The 14,348-nt window shown below is 66.0% G+C and carries 13 protein-coding genes and 1 pseudogene; 4 read left to right on the top strand and 10 right to left on the bottom strand.

All coding sequences use genetic code 11. The features are described 5' to 3' along the window. Positions 1 to 21 precede the first annotated feature (21 nt). The 5 genes from ACP26O_RS25025 to ACP26O_RS25045 form a co-directional block, all read right to left on the bottom strand. Positions 22 to 783, bottom strand: a complete 762-nt coding sequence (locus tag ACP26O_RS25025; protein WP_175663256.1) for a class I SAM-dependent methyltransferase — start codon at positions 781 to 783, stop codon at positions 22 to 24. 14 nt (positions 784 to 797) lie between these two features. Next, positions 798 to 1,427, bottom strand: coding sequence for a LysE family translocator (locus tag ACP26O_RS25030; RefSeq protein ID WP_105830001.1), 630 nt, complete (start codon positions 1,425 to 1,427; stop codon positions 798 to 800). 90 nt (positions 1,428 to 1,517) lie between these two features. Next, positions 1,518 to 2,789: a type II toxin-antitoxin system HipA family toxin gene (locus ACP26O_RS25035; protein ID WP_175663255.1), complete on the bottom strand. Its 1,272-nt coding sequence runs from the start codon at positions 2,787 to 2,789 to the stop codon at positions 1,518 to 1,520. Next, complete coding sequence (locus ACP26O_RS25040) at positions 2,786 to 3,298, bottom strand: helix-turn-helix domain-containing protein (protein ID WP_175663254.1); 513 nt, start codon at positions 3,296 to 3,298, stop codon at positions 2,786 to 2,788. Before ACP26O_RS25040 ends, ACP26O_RS25035 begins: the two co-directional genes overlap by 4 nt. A 252-nt stretch (positions 3,299 to 3,550) precedes the next feature. Continuing rightward, positions 3,551 to 4,459: a LysR substrate-binding domain-containing protein gene (locus tag ACP26O_RS25045; protein ID WP_175663253.1), complete on the bottom strand. Its 909-nt coding sequence runs from the start codon at positions 4,457 to 4,459 to the stop codon at positions 3,551 to 3,553. A gap of 108 nt (positions 4,460 to 4,567) precedes the next feature. On the opposite strand from ACP26O_RS25045, the gene ACP26O_RS25050 reads away from it, so the two are divergent. Next, positions 4,568 to 5,650 (top strand): tartrate dehydrogenase, encoded by a 1,083-nt coding sequence (locus ACP26O_RS25050; RefSeq protein WP_175663252.1) that lies wholly within the window; start codon positions 4,568 to 4,570, stop codon positions 5,648 to 5,650. Positions 5,651 to 5,843: 193 nt separating this feature from the next. After that, positions 5,844 to 7,158 (top strand): annotated as a pseudogene (locus ACP26O_RS25055) (MFS transporter). 36 nt (positions 7,159 to 7,194) lie between these two features. On the opposite strand, the gene ACP26O_RS25060 reads toward ACP26O_RS25055, so the two are convergent. Next, on the bottom strand, positions 7,195 to 7,491 hold the full coding sequence (locus tag ACP26O_RS25060; protein ID WP_175663251.1) for a hypothetical protein: 297 nt from the start codon (positions 7,489 to 7,491) through the stop codon (positions 7,195 to 7,197). Positions 7,492 to 7,583: 92 nt separating this feature from the next. Further along, positions 7,584 to 8,096: a shikimate kinase gene (locus ACP26O_RS25065; RefSeq protein ID WP_244098933.1), complete on the bottom strand. Its 513-nt coding sequence runs from the start codon at positions 8,094 to 8,096 to the stop codon at positions 7,584 to 7,586. 382 nt (positions 8,097 to 8,478) lie between these two features. Here ACP26O_RS25065 and ACP26O_RS25070 point away from each other — a divergent pair, with 382 nt between their 5' ends. Then, positions 8,479 to 9,279 (top strand): hypothetical protein, encoded by an 801-nt coding sequence (locus tag ACP26O_RS25070; RefSeq protein WP_175663249.1) that lies wholly within the window; start codon positions 8,479 to 8,481, stop codon positions 9,277 to 9,279. 143 nt (positions 9,280 to 9,422) lie between these two features. On the opposite strand, the gene argG is transcribed toward ACP26O_RS25070, so the two are convergent. The 3 genes from argG to ACP26O_RS25085 form a co-directional block, all read right to left on the bottom strand. Further along, on the bottom strand, positions 9,423 to 10,760 hold the full coding sequence (argG, locus tag ACP26O_RS25075; RefSeq protein ID WP_175659686.1) for an argininosuccinate synthase: 1,338 nt from the start codon (positions 10,758 to 10,760) through the stop codon (positions 9,423 to 9,425). Positions 10,761 to 11,127: 367 nt separating this feature from the next. Beyond that, the gene (locus tag ACP26O_RS25080; protein ID WP_175663248.1) at positions 11,128 to 12,198 is read right to left on the bottom strand and encodes an FUSC family protein; all 1,071 of its coding nucleotides are present in this window, start codon (positions 12,196 to 12,198) and stop codon (positions 11,128 to 11,130) included. Between the two features lie 162 nt (positions 12,199 to 12,360). Continuing rightward, positions 12,361 to 13,893: a GGDEF domain-containing protein gene (locus tag ACP26O_RS25085; protein WP_175663247.1), complete on the bottom strand. Its 1,533-nt coding sequence runs from the start codon at positions 13,891 to 13,893 to the stop codon at positions 12,361 to 12,363. On the opposite strand from ACP26O_RS25085, the gene ACP26O_RS25090 reads away from it, so the two are divergent. Further along, complete coding sequence (locus tag ACP26O_RS25090; RefSeq protein ID WP_175663246.1) at positions 13,884 to 14,285, top strand: hypothetical protein; 402 nt, start codon at positions 13,884 to 13,886, stop codon at positions 14,283 to 14,285. The genes ACP26O_RS25085 and ACP26O_RS25090 overlap by 10 nt on opposite strands. The last annotated feature ends 63 nt before the right edge of the window (positions 14,286 to 14,348 follow it).

Consider the following 14,348-nt stretch of genomic DNA (forward strand, 5'->3'; position numbering starts at 1 on the left):
AACCACCGCGATATTCACCGCTCACACGCGGCAGATCGCGATGATCTCCGCACTGACTGCATCATCGAACGGCGAGCCGTCCCAGTCGCCGCACCAGTCGGCGCACGAGAAACCGGCGGCCGCGACCCGCGCCTGCAGTTCGCTTTGCGCGATGAAGCGCAGCCGGCTCGCGCTCTTCACCTGCGTATCGTCACGGTGAAAGCGGTAGACCGTGTCGAACGACACGATCGGCCCGTCGACCGCGGTGACCGCGTGGTGCAGCTCGACGATGCCGAATTCCGGCGAATCGATCCGGGATACGGATGCCTGCGGTGTCCACGCACGCCACGGCTCGACACGCGGGTTGCGGGTTTCGAACAGGAAGCGGCCCCCGTCGGCCAGCACGCGCCGCACGCCGCGCAGCGTCGCGTCGATCTCCGCGTCGGTCAGCAGGCACTGGAACGCGTGCCCGGTCATCACGACGGCGTCGAATGGCGCGCCGCGCGGCAGGCCGTCGAGGCCGCACGCGAACCAGTGCACGGCGTCGGCGCCGGGCTGGCGTCGCGCATGGGCGATCATCGCGGGTGCGGGATCGATCGCGACGACGTCGTGTCCGGCCGATGCGAGCCGCCGCGCGAACGTGCCGGTGCCGCAGCCGAGATCGAGAATCCGTTGCCGCGCGGCGCCGATGCGCGATGCGTAGAACGCGAAGTCGCGGTCACCGGCGTTGAACCGATCGTAGACCGCGACGAGGCGCGGGTCGGTATAGAGGCGTTCGCCGGCAGGCGCGGCGCCGGACGTCATGCGAAACGCGCGGGTCAGCGCTGCTGCACCGCGACGCGCAGCCCGAGCGCGATGAAGATCGAGCCGATGATTTTCCCCTGCCAGCGCGTGAGCCATGCGAGCCGCTTCACGACGCGCCCGAGCGGGCGGATCGAGCACGCGATCAGCGTCGTGTAGAGCGAGCTCAGCACGACGAAGATCAGCCCGAGCACCGCGAACTGCACGAACGTCGAGCCGCGTTCCGGATGCACGAACTGCGGCATGAACGCGAGGAAGAACAGCGCGGTCTTCGGGTTCAGCACTTCGGCGGGAATCGCCTGCAGGTACGCCTTCAGCGGCGTGACGGCCGACACCTTCGGCAGCGACGGATCGGACGACGGCCGGTCGAGCAGCGCACGCACGCCGAGGTAGATCAGGTATGCGGCGCCGACCAGCTTCACGACGTTGAACGCGAGCGCCGACGTCATCAGCAGCGCCGACAGCCCGACGGCCGCGAACAGCGTATGCACGAAATCACCGCTTGCGACGCCGAGACCGGTCAGGATGCCGGTCTTTCGGCCGCCCTGCACGGTGCGGCTCAGCACGAGCAGCACGGCGGGGCCGGGGATCAGGAACAGGCCCAGGACGACGGCCGTGAAGGTGGTCAGCGTGGTCAGGTCGAACATGGCGGCTCCAGCAAGGTGGGCGCAGCGGCCGGGGAGGATCGACGCATTGTATTCGGTTCGCCGCGCGGCTGCCGGCGGCGCGGAACCCTGTCAGGTGCCCGCGAGGCGAAACGCGTCGGCCATGCGCTCCTGTTCCCGCGCAGAAAGCGCGAGTCGTGTCGCGAGTGTGCGCCATTGGCCGACGACGTCGCGGAAGTCGTCGATGATCTCGTCCGCATCCTTCAGGCTCAGCCGAAAATATTCACATACCTCGCGGGCGAGTTCGAGGTTCAGCGCGTTATCGGCTTCCGTGATGTTGAGCTTGAGGCCGTCGGCTACGGCAACGGGATTCATGTCGTAGGCTGGGGAGAGTCGCCAGCCCGCACCGGGTTCGAGAATGAACCCGTGATTGCGAAGATGATCGTCGGTATTCGAGACGAGAAGGTTGAAGACGATCCGGGTCCATAGTTCGCGCAGGTCGGCATTCGGTTGCGCGCCGTGTCGCATGAGGACTTCCGCCAATTCCAGGTAGCTGACGCCGGTGGATGCATCGTCGCCGTCGACATGGCCGGTCATCGTCATGGCCGATGCAAAATGCAGCCGGCCACCATCGGAAGTCCGATCGAAGCGTCGCACCAGGAAGCAGTGATAGTCGCTGGCGAATTTTCGCGCTTCGGCGTGGGCGACGTTCAGGCCGCAGCCGACCGCCAGTGCATTGACGACCATTTCCCAGCCGCCTATGTCGTAGTCGTCCCGCGCGCTCGGGAACTTCGCGATATACAGATGCCCGCGATCGTCGGCCACGCTGGCTTTCGGTCTTGCGCCGCCGAGCGAGCCTCCGGGCGCGATGAGCATCGATAGCCAATCGCGACCGTTCGGGGCGATGTTGTCGACGTCTTCCTCCAGTGCCCGACTGGCTTGCTCCAGTTCGCGAATCTCGGCAAACGGTGGCGCGGCGAGATCGATACGGTCATCGAGAAATTCTCCAGCGTCGTCGAGCTTGTAGCGCAGTGCACCGACCCGATAGAGATCATGGACGCCGAGCAGGTAGTCCGACTCATGGAGTCGCGTGCCCTTCGGTCGAATGCCCGCACGAATGTCGCGCTCCAGCCGGCGATCCATCAGCATGCGGCCCCACCGATCGGGGCTCGAATCGGCGAACGCGCCGAACGCGTTCCGTGGCGGAAGTGGGTATTGCGGCCCTTCGAAGAGTCCGATTCCGGGGTCGAGCTGCACGCCGGCAAGCTCGGGAGAAGCCAGCGCAGCCGCGTCGTACCGGAATTCGAACCGTTCGCTGGCACGTGTCTGTCGACCGTGCAGAAGGCCGAGCTTCAGCGGAGTGGGCAGACCGCTCCAGTCCGCATAGACGGAGATGGTCGTCATTTCCTGGTTGTCCCCCCGTGTCGCTTGCCGACGGGTTTCAGCAATGCGGCCAGCTCCGCTGCGGTCGTGCCGCGATTGTCATCAGGCACTGCGCGATCGGATGCCGGGGTGGCTGTTTCCTCGACTTGGGACGTGGATGAGACGCGCGCGCGAGCGCGCCTGTCGGGTGTGCGCGACGCTGCGGCAGTCGCCGGGGACGCGACGCGCTTCGGGCGCCGCGGCGATGCGAGGCGGCTGTCCTGAAGCTGGCGGCCGAGCGGATCCGTGGCGGCCAGCTGTTCCAGATCGCCCTCGAGCCCGAGCGTCTGCATGACGGAAAGGTAGGCTCCCATCGTCACTCCGGAACTGCCTGCTTCTAGGGAGCGAAGCGTCATCGGCGACATGCCGGCGCGCTCTGCGACTTGCTTGGCCGTCAGTTTTCGGCGCAGACGTGCCAACTTCAGCCGCTCGCCGAGGTCGGCGAGCAGCCGACTGGATGCCGGCAAGAGCGGGGCGGTTTTCTTGGCCATGGTGGGAGCTATTATTTCAGCACTTTTTACATAATAACGCCAAAATAATAGCACTTCGATGGGTCGTAAGCGGGGGTTTGATCCGGTTGCGCAAGAGGAAATGTAAATATTCTGGCTTTTTCTATGGGAAAAACCGAAATATTGACATTTTCTCGATCGCGCGAGCCAGAGCCGAACGCGGTTTATACCGGGACGCCCGGGGCCACTTCGCCCTGCAGGGCGCACTGAGGCTCGTCCGCCCGCACCCCCCCGTCACCCACCCAACTCCCCCGCCAGATAGTCCACGAACGCGCGGATCCGCGCGGACATCTGATGCCGTTGCGCATACACCGCATAAATATCCGCGGCCGGCGTCTCGTAGTCCGGCAGCACGACGACGAGCCGCCCGTCGGCCAGGTAGTCGCGGATATCCCATTCCGCGCGCATCAGGATTCCGTGTCCGTCGAGCGCCCACTTCACCGCGATCTCGCCGTCGTTCGTCGTCAGGTTGCCGTTGATCCGCACGGCTTCCGTGTTGCGCGACGTGCCGCGTCCGCCCGTCAGCCGCCAGATCCCGTAGCCTTCGTCGCCTTGCCGGATGCCGATGCAGTTGTGCCGCGTCAGCTCGTGCGGTGTGCCCGGTGTCCCGTGCCGAGCGAGATACGCGGGCGCCGCGCACAGCAGCCGGCGGTTCGGCGCGAGCCGCCGCGCGACCACGCGCGTGTCGGGCGGCTCGCCGAAGCGGATGCACACGTCGAACGCGTCGTCCGTCAGCGGCGGCGGCATCACCGACAGCTGTAGCTGCACCGACACTTCCGGATAGCGCGCGACGAAGCGCGAGATCGCCGGGCCGACGTGGCTGCGCCCGAAGCCGAGCGTCGCGTTCACGCGCAGCAACCCCTTCGGCCGCTGTTTCGCGCTGCCGAGCAATTCGCCCAGTTCGTCCATCTGATCGAGGATCCGGCGTGCGTAGTCGAGATACACGTCGCCCTCGGGCGTCAACATCATGCGCCGCGTCGTGCGGTTGACGAGTGTCACGCCCGCGCGGCGCTCCATCTGCGTGAGCCGCTTGCTGACGGCCGCCGCGGTCAGCCCGAGTTCGCGCGCGGCCGCGCTCAGGCTGCCCGACGCGGCCAGCGTCGAGAAGAAGCCGAGATCGGCCGGCTGGACGGTATCCGCCATGACAGGATTTGTGAATAAAAGTTAAAGATGCTTTGAGTCTAGCACCGGTTCCCGTACTGCCGGTTCGGTAAAGTGCATTCACGCTTACGATCAATCGAGGATGTCAGCATGAAGACCTACCGTATCGCGACCATTCCCGGCGACGGCATCGGCAAGGAAGTGGTGCCGGCCGGCAAGCAGCTGCTGGAAGCGCTGGCCCGCGGCAGCCACCGCTTTGCGTTCGAGTTCGAGGATTTCGACTGGGGCGCCGATTACTACCGCCAGCACGGCGCGATGATGCCGGCCGACGGCCTCGACGCGCTGCGCGGCAAGGACGCGATCCTGTTCGGCTCGGCGGGCGACCCCGACGTGCCCGACCACGTGACGCTGTGGGGCCTGCGCCTGAAGATTTGCCAGGGCTTCGACCAGTACGCGAACGTGCGCCCGACGCGCATCCTGCCCGGCATCGACGCGCCGCTGAAGCGCTGCGGGCCGGACGACCTGAACTGGGTGATCGTGCGCGAGAACTCGGAGGGCGAATACGCGGGCGTCGGCGGCCGCGTGCACCAGGGGCATCCGATCGAGGCCGCGACCGACGTGTCGATCCTCACGCGCGCCGGCGTCGAACGCATCATGCGCTTCGCGTTCCGGCTCGCGCAGTCGCGTCCGCGCAAGCTGCTGACCGTCATCACGAAGAGCAACGCGCAGCGTCACGCGATGGTGATGTGGGACGAGATCGCGAAGCAGGTCGCGCAGGAATTCCCCGATGTCGCGTGGGACAAGGAACTCGTCGACGCCGCGACCGCGCGCATGGTGAACCGCCCGGCGTCGCTCGACACGATCGTCGCGACGAACCTGCACGCGGACATCCTCAGCGACCTCGCCGCCGCGCTCGCCGGCAGCCTCGGCATCGCGCCGACCGGCAACATCGATCCCGAGCGCCGCTATCCGTCGATGTTCGAGCCGATCCACGGCTCCGCGTTCGACATCATGGGCAAGGGCCTCGCGAATCCGGTCGGCACGTTCTGGTCGGTCGTGATGCTGCTCGAGCATCTCGGCGAGACGGATGCCGCCGCGCGCGTGATGCAGGCGATCGAGGCGGTCACGGCCGACCCGTCGCTGCATACGCGCGACCTCGGCGGCAACGCGACGACCGCGCAGGTGACGGCCGCCGTCTGCGAGCGCGTCGCGAACGCGACGGTCGCCGCCTGACGGCAACGAGGACGGTAACGGCCGCGCGCGTGCGCAGCCGTTCGTCGTCGATTCACCGCCCCTGAATTTACTGCCTGCGACTCGCGCATTCGACGCGAGCCGGGCGCCGGTGCGCACGCGTCGTCGTGACACCGGCCGGCACCCACCGGGCACGCGCGCACCGCGCACGGCTCGACCTCCAAGGAGGAGACACATGCAAGCGGATCTTGAAACCCGTGTCGCGCGGAAACTCATGTGGCGCATCATTCCGTTCGTGATGCTGCTTTACTTCGTCAGCTTTCTCGATCGCGTCAACGTCGGCTTCGCGGCGATGACGATGAACAAGGCGATCGGCCTGTCGCCGACCGCGTTCGGATTCGGCGGCGGCTGGCCTGTTCTTCATCGGCTACTTTCTGTTCGAAGTGCCAAGCAATCTGATTCTCCACCGCGTCGGCGCACGCATCTGGATCGCGCGCGTGATGATCACGTGGGGCATCGTGTCCGCGGTGTCCGCGTTCGCGGCCGGGCCGACGAGCTTCTACGTGCTGCGCTTCCTGCTCGGCATGGCGGAAGCCGGTTTCTTCCCCGGCATCATCCTGTACCTGAGCCTGTGGTTTCCCGCGAAGCAGCGCGCGGTGGCCGCCGCGTGGTTCATGGCGGCCGCGCCGATCTCCACCGCGATCGGCTCGCCGCTGTCGGGCGCGATCATGCAGATGCCGCCGATGTTCGGGCTCGCCGATTGGCAGATGCTGTACATCATCGAAGCGCTGCCGGCGGTCTTGCTCGGCTTCGTCGTGCTGAAGTGCCTGACCGATTCGCCGTCGAAGGCCGCGTGGCTGCGGCCGGACGAGCGCGACTGGCTGATCGCGAAGCTGAAGACGGAAGCCGACGCGCGCCACACGCATGCCGGGCATACGGCCGGCGCATGGCAAGCGCTGCGCGACCCGCGCGTGCTGGCGCTCGCGCTGATCTATTTCGGCACGTCGGCGGGGCTCTACACGCTCGGCCTGTGGGCGCCGCTGATGGTCAAGCAGTTCGGCTTCACCGCGTTGCAGACTGGCTTGCTCACCGGCATCCCGAGCATCGCCGCGGTCGTGGCGATGATCGTTTGGGCGCGCCATTCGGATCGCACCGGCGAGCGCACGTGGCACGTCGTGATTCCGTGCGTGCTGGCCTGCATCGGCTTCGTGTTCGCAGGGCAGGCGAGCACCGCGCTCCTGACCGTGCTCGCGCTGGTCGTCGTCAACGTCGGGATCAGCGCCGCGAAGGCGCCGCTGTGGGCGATGCCGAGCGCGTTCCTGTCAGGCGCCGGCGCGGCCGCGGGGATCGCGATGATCAACTCGATCGGCAACCTCGGCGGCTTCGTCGGACCGTTCGCGATCGGCTGGCTCAAGCATGTGACGGGCGGGTATGCGGCCGGGCTGTACGTGGTGGCGGGCACGCTCGCGGTGTCGGCGGTCGTTACGCTGATGCTGAGTCGGAAGGAGGCGAGGGCGCAGGTCGTGACGGGGGCGCAGCAGCATCATTGAAGGCTGCGCGCCCGCATTCGCCGGTTCGGGCATGTGTTACGCGTTGAACCAGAACCACAGGCCCGGGATGCAGAGCAGAAGGTGCAGCGGGAGCGCGATGCGGAATGAAGTTTCCGGACGCTGGTCCGGTTTCGACGTGTGGGCCACGAGACAACCGACGCCGACGGCAAGCGCCAGGACGGAGACAGTGGCCATGCTCCGCAGGCCGAAGCCGAGAACGCCGACACCTGCGTAAGGATCGGTCATCGAGCTGGCATAGCCGTAGCACATCACCAGCGCGACGATTTCAATGACCGCGAGCCACGCGAGAAGAGAGCCGAGTCGTGTTGTCATGTTGTATCGGGTGTCGTTCCAGGTTGGCGAAAAGCCTCGAGGATACACGGCGTGACGACGACGTTCCCCGCGGCGCGATCGATGCGGGTGCGTCAATGGGTGGGAAGCGCCACACGGCGAGCGATCTCCGTCGCACAGGCATCAGCCGATGCCTTCGACGTATCGATCACGCAATCGCTGAACGCGCGCGCCGCATACCCTTCCCGATACATCTCGGCGATCCGTTGCCGCTCCCAGTCCGTCAGTGCGCGCGTGCCGCGATTCGACGACGCGATCGCTTCGGGCGGCGCGAGCGTGACGACGAACAGCCGCGCATCACGCGCATTGCAGGCGGCGCGCAGCCGTTCGAATTCCGCTTCGCCGATCGGATAGGCGATCACCAGATGACGTTCGCTCGCGTGCGTGATCTGCGTGACCAGACGCTCCAGCGCGATCGCCCACTGCACGTCGAACGGGGCGTCGTCGGGCGCGTCGTGATCGTCGCCGTCGATGAAGCGCGCACCAGGCAGCGCGCGTGAGAGTGCGCGGCCAATCGTCGTCTTGCCGCTGTTGATCGGGCCGTTCAGGTGAACGACGGTGAGAGGCGCGTTCGATGGAACAGTCATGAAGGGCGTGCTTGATCGGAACGCCTGCATTGTGCCTCGAGATGAAATCCGTTTGTAATGTCGGCCGCGAAGCGATCAGAAGAATTATTCGATCAAGCACCCTAAAGAAACCTGCAGCGCGCGCCGTTACCTTTTCTCGGTAGCTCATCGAAGCATTGCTGAAGCTGCACGACCACACGACCAGACAACCGGGGGCGCACGGCCGACGAAGCCATGCGCATGATCAGAAGATGAGACGCACCGATTCGATTCGGCGCGCTGGCAACGGGGCCCGCGCGTCGTCTGCCTTTGCGTTGCCGCAGCCGGCCTGCTGCGGCATTGCACCGTCATCTCCGCGGATGTCGTCTCAACATTCCGTCAACCACAAAAGCCAATTCACTCAATGAAGAACTCCTCCAAAGCCACCCTGTTCGGTTGCGGCCTGCTCGTGACGCTGCTGTCCGGTTGCACCACGTTGCCGAACACGGACATGAAACCCGAAGCACGTCAGAAGCTGCATTCGATCGCGATCCTCGACGTCACCGAGCCGAAGCGTGTCGCGGTCGTCAACCTCGGCGGCGCGGCGGCCGGGTTCGGGCTGATCGGCGCGCTCACGCAAGCCGCCGTCAACTCAAGCCATACGAGCACCTACACGGATCACGTGACGGCCGGCAAGATCGCGTTCGCACCGGACATCGTCGACGGCGTAACGGGCCGCCTTACCGATACCGGATATCAGGTCGTGAGGCTGAATGGCCAGAAGGCGAAGCTCGCCGATGACGGCAAGTCGGATGACTATTCCGCGATCCAGACCGATGCGGATGCGATCATGAACGTATGGTTCACGTCGTTCGGCTATATCTCGCCGCCCAACCAGCCCGATTACATCCCGTGGGTGGTCGTCCGCGCGCGCATTCTCGACGCGAAGACGAAGCAGGACATCTATTTCAAGACGTTCGCGTGCGGCTACGACATCAAGGCGAACAGCGTCCACGTCGACAGCGATTTCGCTTACACGTACGGCAGCTTCAGCGATCTCGAGAAGAACTTCGACAAGTCGGTGGAAGGGATCAAGTCGTGCGAGAAGTCGGTTGCGGACATGATCGGTCGGGATCTGGCACGCACGCCGGCGCCGGTGACTGCTGCCACCACGATGACGACGACAGCGGCCACTGCGACCGCAACGGCCACGGCAGCGAAATGATCGTGATGCGCGTGCAGGATCGTCGCGATACGCGTTCGCGATCCGAATCCGGCAGGGCTTGAAGAAAAGGCGGAGAGGGAAATGCTGCGGGCGGGCAGGCGGTTTTCATACCACCCATCCGCCCGCCCGCGAAAGCGACCGGCTTACTTGTCGCTATCGCCCTTGATCTGCGGCAACGCCGACGATTCACCCGGCGTCAGCAAGCCGACTTGCGAATACACGCGCAGCTTGTCGCGCGTATCGGTGATGTCGAGGTTGCGCATCGTCAGCTGACCGATCCGGTCGCGCGGCGAGAACGTCGATGCAACCTTCTCCATCGACAGGCGTTCCGGCTGGTACGTGAGGTTCGGCGACTTCGTGCTCAGGATCGAGTAGTCGTTGCCGCGGCGCAGTTCGATCTTCACTTCGCCGGTGATCGCGCGTGCAACCCAGCGCTGCGCCGTTTCGCGCAGCATGATCGCCTGCGGGTCGAACCAGCGGCCCTGGTACAGCAGACGGCCGAGACGGCGGCCGTTCTCGCGGTACTGCTCGATCGTGTCTTCGTTGTGGATGCCGGTGACGAGACGCTCGTACGCGATGTACAGCAGCGCGAGGCCCGGGGCTTCGTAGATGCCGCGGCTCTTCGCCTCGATGATGCGGTTCTCGATCTGGTCGCTCATGCCGAGGCCGTGGCGGCCGCCGATGCGGTTCGCTTCGAGCAGCAGTTCGACCGGGTCATTGAACTCGACGCCGTTCAGCGCGACCGGCTGGCCGGCTTCGAAGCGCACCGTCACTTCCTCGGCGGCGATCTTTACGTCGTCGCGCCAGAAGGCGACACCCATGATCGGGTTCACGATCTTGATGCCGCTCTCGAGGCTTTCGAGATCCTTCGCCTCGTGCGTCGCGCCGAGCAGGTTCGAGTCGGTCGAATACGCCTTCTCGGCCGACATCTTGTACGCGAAGCCGGCCTGGTTCATGAATTCGGACATTTCGGCGCGGCCGCCGAGTTCGTCGATGAACGTCTGGTCGAGCCACGGCTTGTAGATCTTCAGATCCGGGTTCACGAGCAGGCCGTAGCGGTAGAAACGCTCGATGTCGTTGCCCTTGTACGTGCTGCCGTCACCCCAGATGTTGACGCCGTCTTCCTTCATCGCGGCGACGAGCATCGTGCCCGTCACGGCGCGGCCGATCGGCGTCGTGTTGAAGTACGTGACGCCGGCCGTCGTGATGTGGAACGCGCCGCTTTGCAGCGCCGCGATGCCTTCGGCGACGAGCTGCGCGCGGCAGTCGATCAGGCGGGCGCCGGCTGCGCCGTATTCGATCGCGCGTTTCGGGATCGCGTCGTAATCGTCTTCGTCGGGCTGGCCGAGGTTCGCCGTGTATGCGTACGGGACGGCGCCCTTCAGTTTCATCCAGTGCAGCGCGGCGCTGGTGTCCAGGCCGCCGGAGAAGGCGATACCGACCTTCTGGCCGGTCGGGAGGCTTTCGAGAATCGTGCTCATAGGAATTACCGTGGATTGAAGCCGGTGGGATCGTATTTCGCGGAATATGCGAGTATCGGCTGTCCGGGAAGTTGGGGCAAGACCTGATTTTCGCGCCAATGCGTCGCCGCGCTTGTCGCGGCGGGCCTGGCGGCCGGTTAACCGGCCGGAGAATCCGCCGCGAAGCGGCACCCAAAGGCGGTCGAAACCGGTAGGCACGCGCCCGTACGTAAGCGCTGTTTCCAGGGCCGGATCGGCCGGAAAGTGCGGCCGATGTCGTCAAGACGCGGTCTCGCCTGGATGAAAGAAATATGAAAGATTTCCGGCGTCTACCGAAATCCTTCGACTTCAGACCTTCACACCTTCACACCTTCACGCCTTCACGCCTTCAGATATTCCACGCCTGCGCGGTATCGAGCAGTTTCTCGCGCAACTGATCCACTTCGGCGGCCAGCTTGGCCGTGATCGACACGTAGCCCGACAATTCCGGCGGCGGCGCGTCGTGCGGCGCATCCGCCGGCCGGCGGCGCGGCGCGAGCCGGCTCGGCGTGCCGAACTTGAGCGCGCGGCTCGCGCCGACGAGCGTGTCGCGGATGCGCCGGTTCACGGCCTTCATCCCGGTTCGCATGTAATCGCGGGCGGCGAGGTCGTCGCGGGCCGGCACGGCGCTCGACAGGATCTCCAGGTAGCCGATGCACAGGCGCAGGCTGCGCTGGATCGCCTCGAGGTGCGTGACGGAGATCTCGCACTCCTTCGACACCGACGGCATCAGCGAACGCAGCTGCACCAGCAGCGCGCTCAGCGCGGCCATTTCCTTCAGGTGCGCGTCGTCGCTCACGGGGCGGTCGCCTGCGAGCCGCGCGTGCACGGCCGCGCACGCGCGCAGCGCGTCGGCGAGCTTGTAGCGCCACGAGTAGGTCGCATAGAGCGGCAGCGCGAACGAGAACGCCAGCGCGATCGCGATGCCGACCAGCACGTTCACCGCGCGCCACAGGCCGTCGACGATCTCGTTGTCGCCGTGTCCGGCGACGATCACCATCGTGATCGCCGACAGCAGCGCGATGTAGCCGGCCTTGCCGATCGCGTGATACGCGCAGAGCCCGCACGCGATCGACATCAGCAGGTAGATCGCGAACGGCATGTGCAGGACCGAATACAACACGATCAGCGCGAGCCCCGCGAGCGCGCCGATCGACGTACCGAGCGCGCGCTCGGCCGCCTTCTTGCGGATGTTGCCGTGGTGCTGCAGCCCGCCGACGACGATCAGCACGGTGATCGTCGACCATTCGCCGTGCGGCACGCGCAGGCCGGTGGACAGGCCGATCGACACGAGAATCGCGAGCGCGACGCGCGCCGCATGGATCAGCTTCGCGTGCCGGTAGCGGCGGTACGGGTCCAGCAGAGGACGGAGCGCGTGGCGCAGGAGGGGCGGCAGTCGGGCAGGGAGCTGGGCAGTCATGACGGAGCGGGGGTGGCCGGCGGGGTGGCCGCCGGGGTGGCCACGATACGCGCGGGCGGCCTGCGCGGGCCGGCGCCGCGCCGCACGCGCAGCTGACGTAACGCTAGCCGAACGCGCGCGGGCTGTCCACGGCGAGGCGGCACGGCGTAGGCGACAGCCGCGTCACGCGTCGGCCGTGCTCGCCTCGGCGTCGGACACGCGATTGCGGCCGCCGGACTTCGCGCGGTACAGCGCTTCGTCGGCCTGCCGCAGCAGCGCCGCGGCATTCACGCGCCCGCCGGTGGCGGTCGCGGTGCCGATGCTCGTCGTCACGTGCCCGTACGGACTGCGGCCGTGCGCGATGTCGAGCCCGGCGATCGCGCGGCGGATCGTCTCGGCGACGGTCGCCGCGCCCCGCGCATCGGTGTCGGGCAGCGTGACGACGAATTCCTCGCCGCCGTAGCGCGCGACGTGGTCGCTGTCGCGACGCAGGCAGCGCGACGCGGATTGCGCGACGCGGCGCAGCACGTCGTCGCCGGCGAGGTGGCCGTAGTAGTCGTTGAACGCCTTGAAATGATCGACGTCGACGAACAGCACCGACAGCGGGCGGCCGCTGCGCGACGCGCGCTGCGCTTCCTTCGCGAGCACCGCGTCGAAGGTGCCGCGGTTGTCGAGGCCGGTCAGCGAATCGGTGTGCGCGAGCCGGTACAGCTTCGACTCGGCGATCTGCCGGCGCCTGAGTTCCCGCGACAGCGCGAGCGAGCCCCACGCGATGAACGCGGTGAACAGGCCCATCAGCACGGCGGTCCAGATCGCGCGATGGCGCCACGATGCGTAGATGTCGATCTCGGCGGGCGCGACGTCGACGAGCAGCGGCAGATTCGCGAGATGCTTGTAAACATAGATGCGGCGCACGCCGTCGATCGCGCCGACGCCCGTGAGCGCGCCTTCGCTGCGGCGCTGCGACTCGATGAAGAGCGGGGAGTCGTGCAGATCGAGGCCGACCACGCGCGCATCGTACGGCAGGCGGGACACGAGCGCGCCGTTGTCCTCGATGACCGCGGCGCTGCCGTGCTTGCCGACGGCGACCCCGTCGAGCAGCGCGCGGAAGTAGTCGATGTTCAGCGTGCCGACGACGATCCCGCCGAACGTGCCGTCGGCCTTGACGATCCGGCGGCTGAGCGCGATCGTCAGTGCGCCGCCGCGCAGCCGGGACGCATAGGGCCGGCTGATGTAGAGGCCCGGCGCAAGCCGGTCGCGATGCACGGTGAAATAGTCGCGATCGGCGAAATTGCCTTGCCGCGGCGGCGACCTGGCCGAGTCGATCACGATATTGCCGTGCGGGTCCATCACGAAAATGGCGCCGAGATACGCGCCGGTCGCGGCGCGGTCGAACAGCAGCCGGTGACGCTGGCGCGGCGGCAATGCCATTAGTTCCGGATCGGAGAGACCGTCGACCACGTTTTGTAGTGACAGATCATAAAGTTCGATATTGCGTGAAATATCGCGCTCGATCAGCAGCATCAGATTGCGCGCATTTTCGACCGCATGGCCGTACGCGTCGTGGCGTGCCTCAATTAAAAGCGACGTCGAGAATCCCCAGCTGAGCAGCAACAGCACGATGCCCGCGACGACTACGCCGCGGGGCGACAGAATGCGGGCCACAGCCGACACGGTATGGCGGCGCAGCGTAGCAGGCAGCGGGTATGAATTCATCCTCGGGGGCGGCAGGCGGCGGATATTTGTGTATCGGGGGGCCGCGCGCTGAATATTTCGAATTAACCCGTATTATGTCGCGAAATCTTGAAGCTGGCCGCGCGATGCAAAACATGCTGCGCGAATTACCGGGTTTCCGGCGGTTACGCATCATTACTGCATGCCTTGCGGACGATTTTGATATGAATCAATCGTCAGTCCGTAACATTTCGTCTGATTATTACCGTGTATGTCGATTGATTTGTCGCTTTAATGCGGAATCGGCATACGAGGCGAAGCCGATTAGCATGGCTTGGATTGGAATGACGGATAACCGTTCGGCGAATAGGCGTTTTGCCGCCTGCGCGGCCGCGAGTGGCGCGTGGCCGCTCGTGCCGCACTCAACCCGTTGATTCCGCGGGCGTTCGCACCCGAGCGATCCCGATGACGAATCAGGTAGAATCCGCGCTTCGCCG

The sequence above is a fragment of the Burkholderia sp. R-40 genome (assembly GCF_049942845.1).
Classification (GTDB): domain Bacteria; phylum Pseudomonadota; class Gammaproteobacteria; order Burkholderiales; family Burkholderiaceae; genus Burkholderia; species Burkholderia ambifaria.

What these genes read in the sequence shown, in the direction of transcription:
- ACP26O_RS25065 (WP_244098933.1), bottom strand. Translation starts at nt 8,096, where the DNA reads ATGACTGTTCCATCGAACGCGCCTCTCACCGTCGTTCACCTGAACGGC.
- ACP26O_RS25045 (WP_175663253.1), bottom strand. Translation starts at nt 4,459, where the DNA reads ATGGCGGATACCGTCCAGCCGGCCGATCTCGGCTTCTTCTCGACGCTG.
- ACP26O_RS25030 (WP_105830001.1), bottom strand. Translation starts at nt 1,427, where the DNA reads ATGTTCGACCTGACCACGCTGACCACCTTCACGGCCGTCGTCCTGGGC.
- ACP26O_RS25085 (WP_175663247.1), bottom strand. Translation starts at nt 13,893, where the DNA reads ATGAATTCATACCCGCTGCCTGCTACGCTGCGCCGCCATACCGTGTCG.
- ACP26O_RS25090 (WP_175663246.1), top strand. Translation starts at nt 13,884, where the DNA reads ATGAATTCATCCTCGGGGGCGGCAGGCGGCGGATATTTGTGTATCGGG.
- ACP26O_RS25040 (WP_175663254.1), bottom strand. Translation starts at nt 3,298, where the DNA reads ATGGCCAAGAAAACCGCCCCGCTCTTGCCGGCATCCAGTCGGCTGCTC.
- ACP26O_RS25060 (WP_175663251.1), bottom strand. Translation starts at nt 7,491, where the DNA reads ATGACAACACGACTCGGCTCTCTTCTCGCGTGGCTCGCGGTCATTGAA.
- ACP26O_RS25080 (WP_175663248.1), bottom strand. Translation starts at nt 12,198, where the DNA reads ATGACTGCCCAGCTCCCTGCCCGACTGCCGCCCCTCCTGCGCCACGCG.
- argG (WP_175659686.1), bottom strand. Translation starts at nt 10,760, where the DNA reads ATGAGCACGATTCTCGAAAGCCTCCCGACCGGCCAGAAGGTCGGTATC.
- ACP26O_RS25025 (WP_175663256.1), bottom strand. Translation starts at nt 783, where the DNA reads ATGACGTCCGGCGCCGCGCCTGCCGGCGAACGCCTCTATACCGACCCG.
- ACP26O_RS25070 (WP_175663249.1), top strand. Translation starts at nt 8,479, where the DNA reads ATGAAGAACTCCTCCAAAGCCACCCTGTTCGGTTGCGGCCTGCTCGTG.
- ACP26O_RS25050 (WP_175663252.1), top strand. Translation starts at nt 4,568, where the DNA reads ATGAAGACCTACCGTATCGCGACCATTCCCGGCGACGGCATCGGCAAG.
- ACP26O_RS25035 (WP_175663255.1), bottom strand. Translation starts at nt 2,789, where the DNA reads ATGACGACCATCTCCGTCTATGCGGACTGGAGCGGTCTGCCCACTCCG.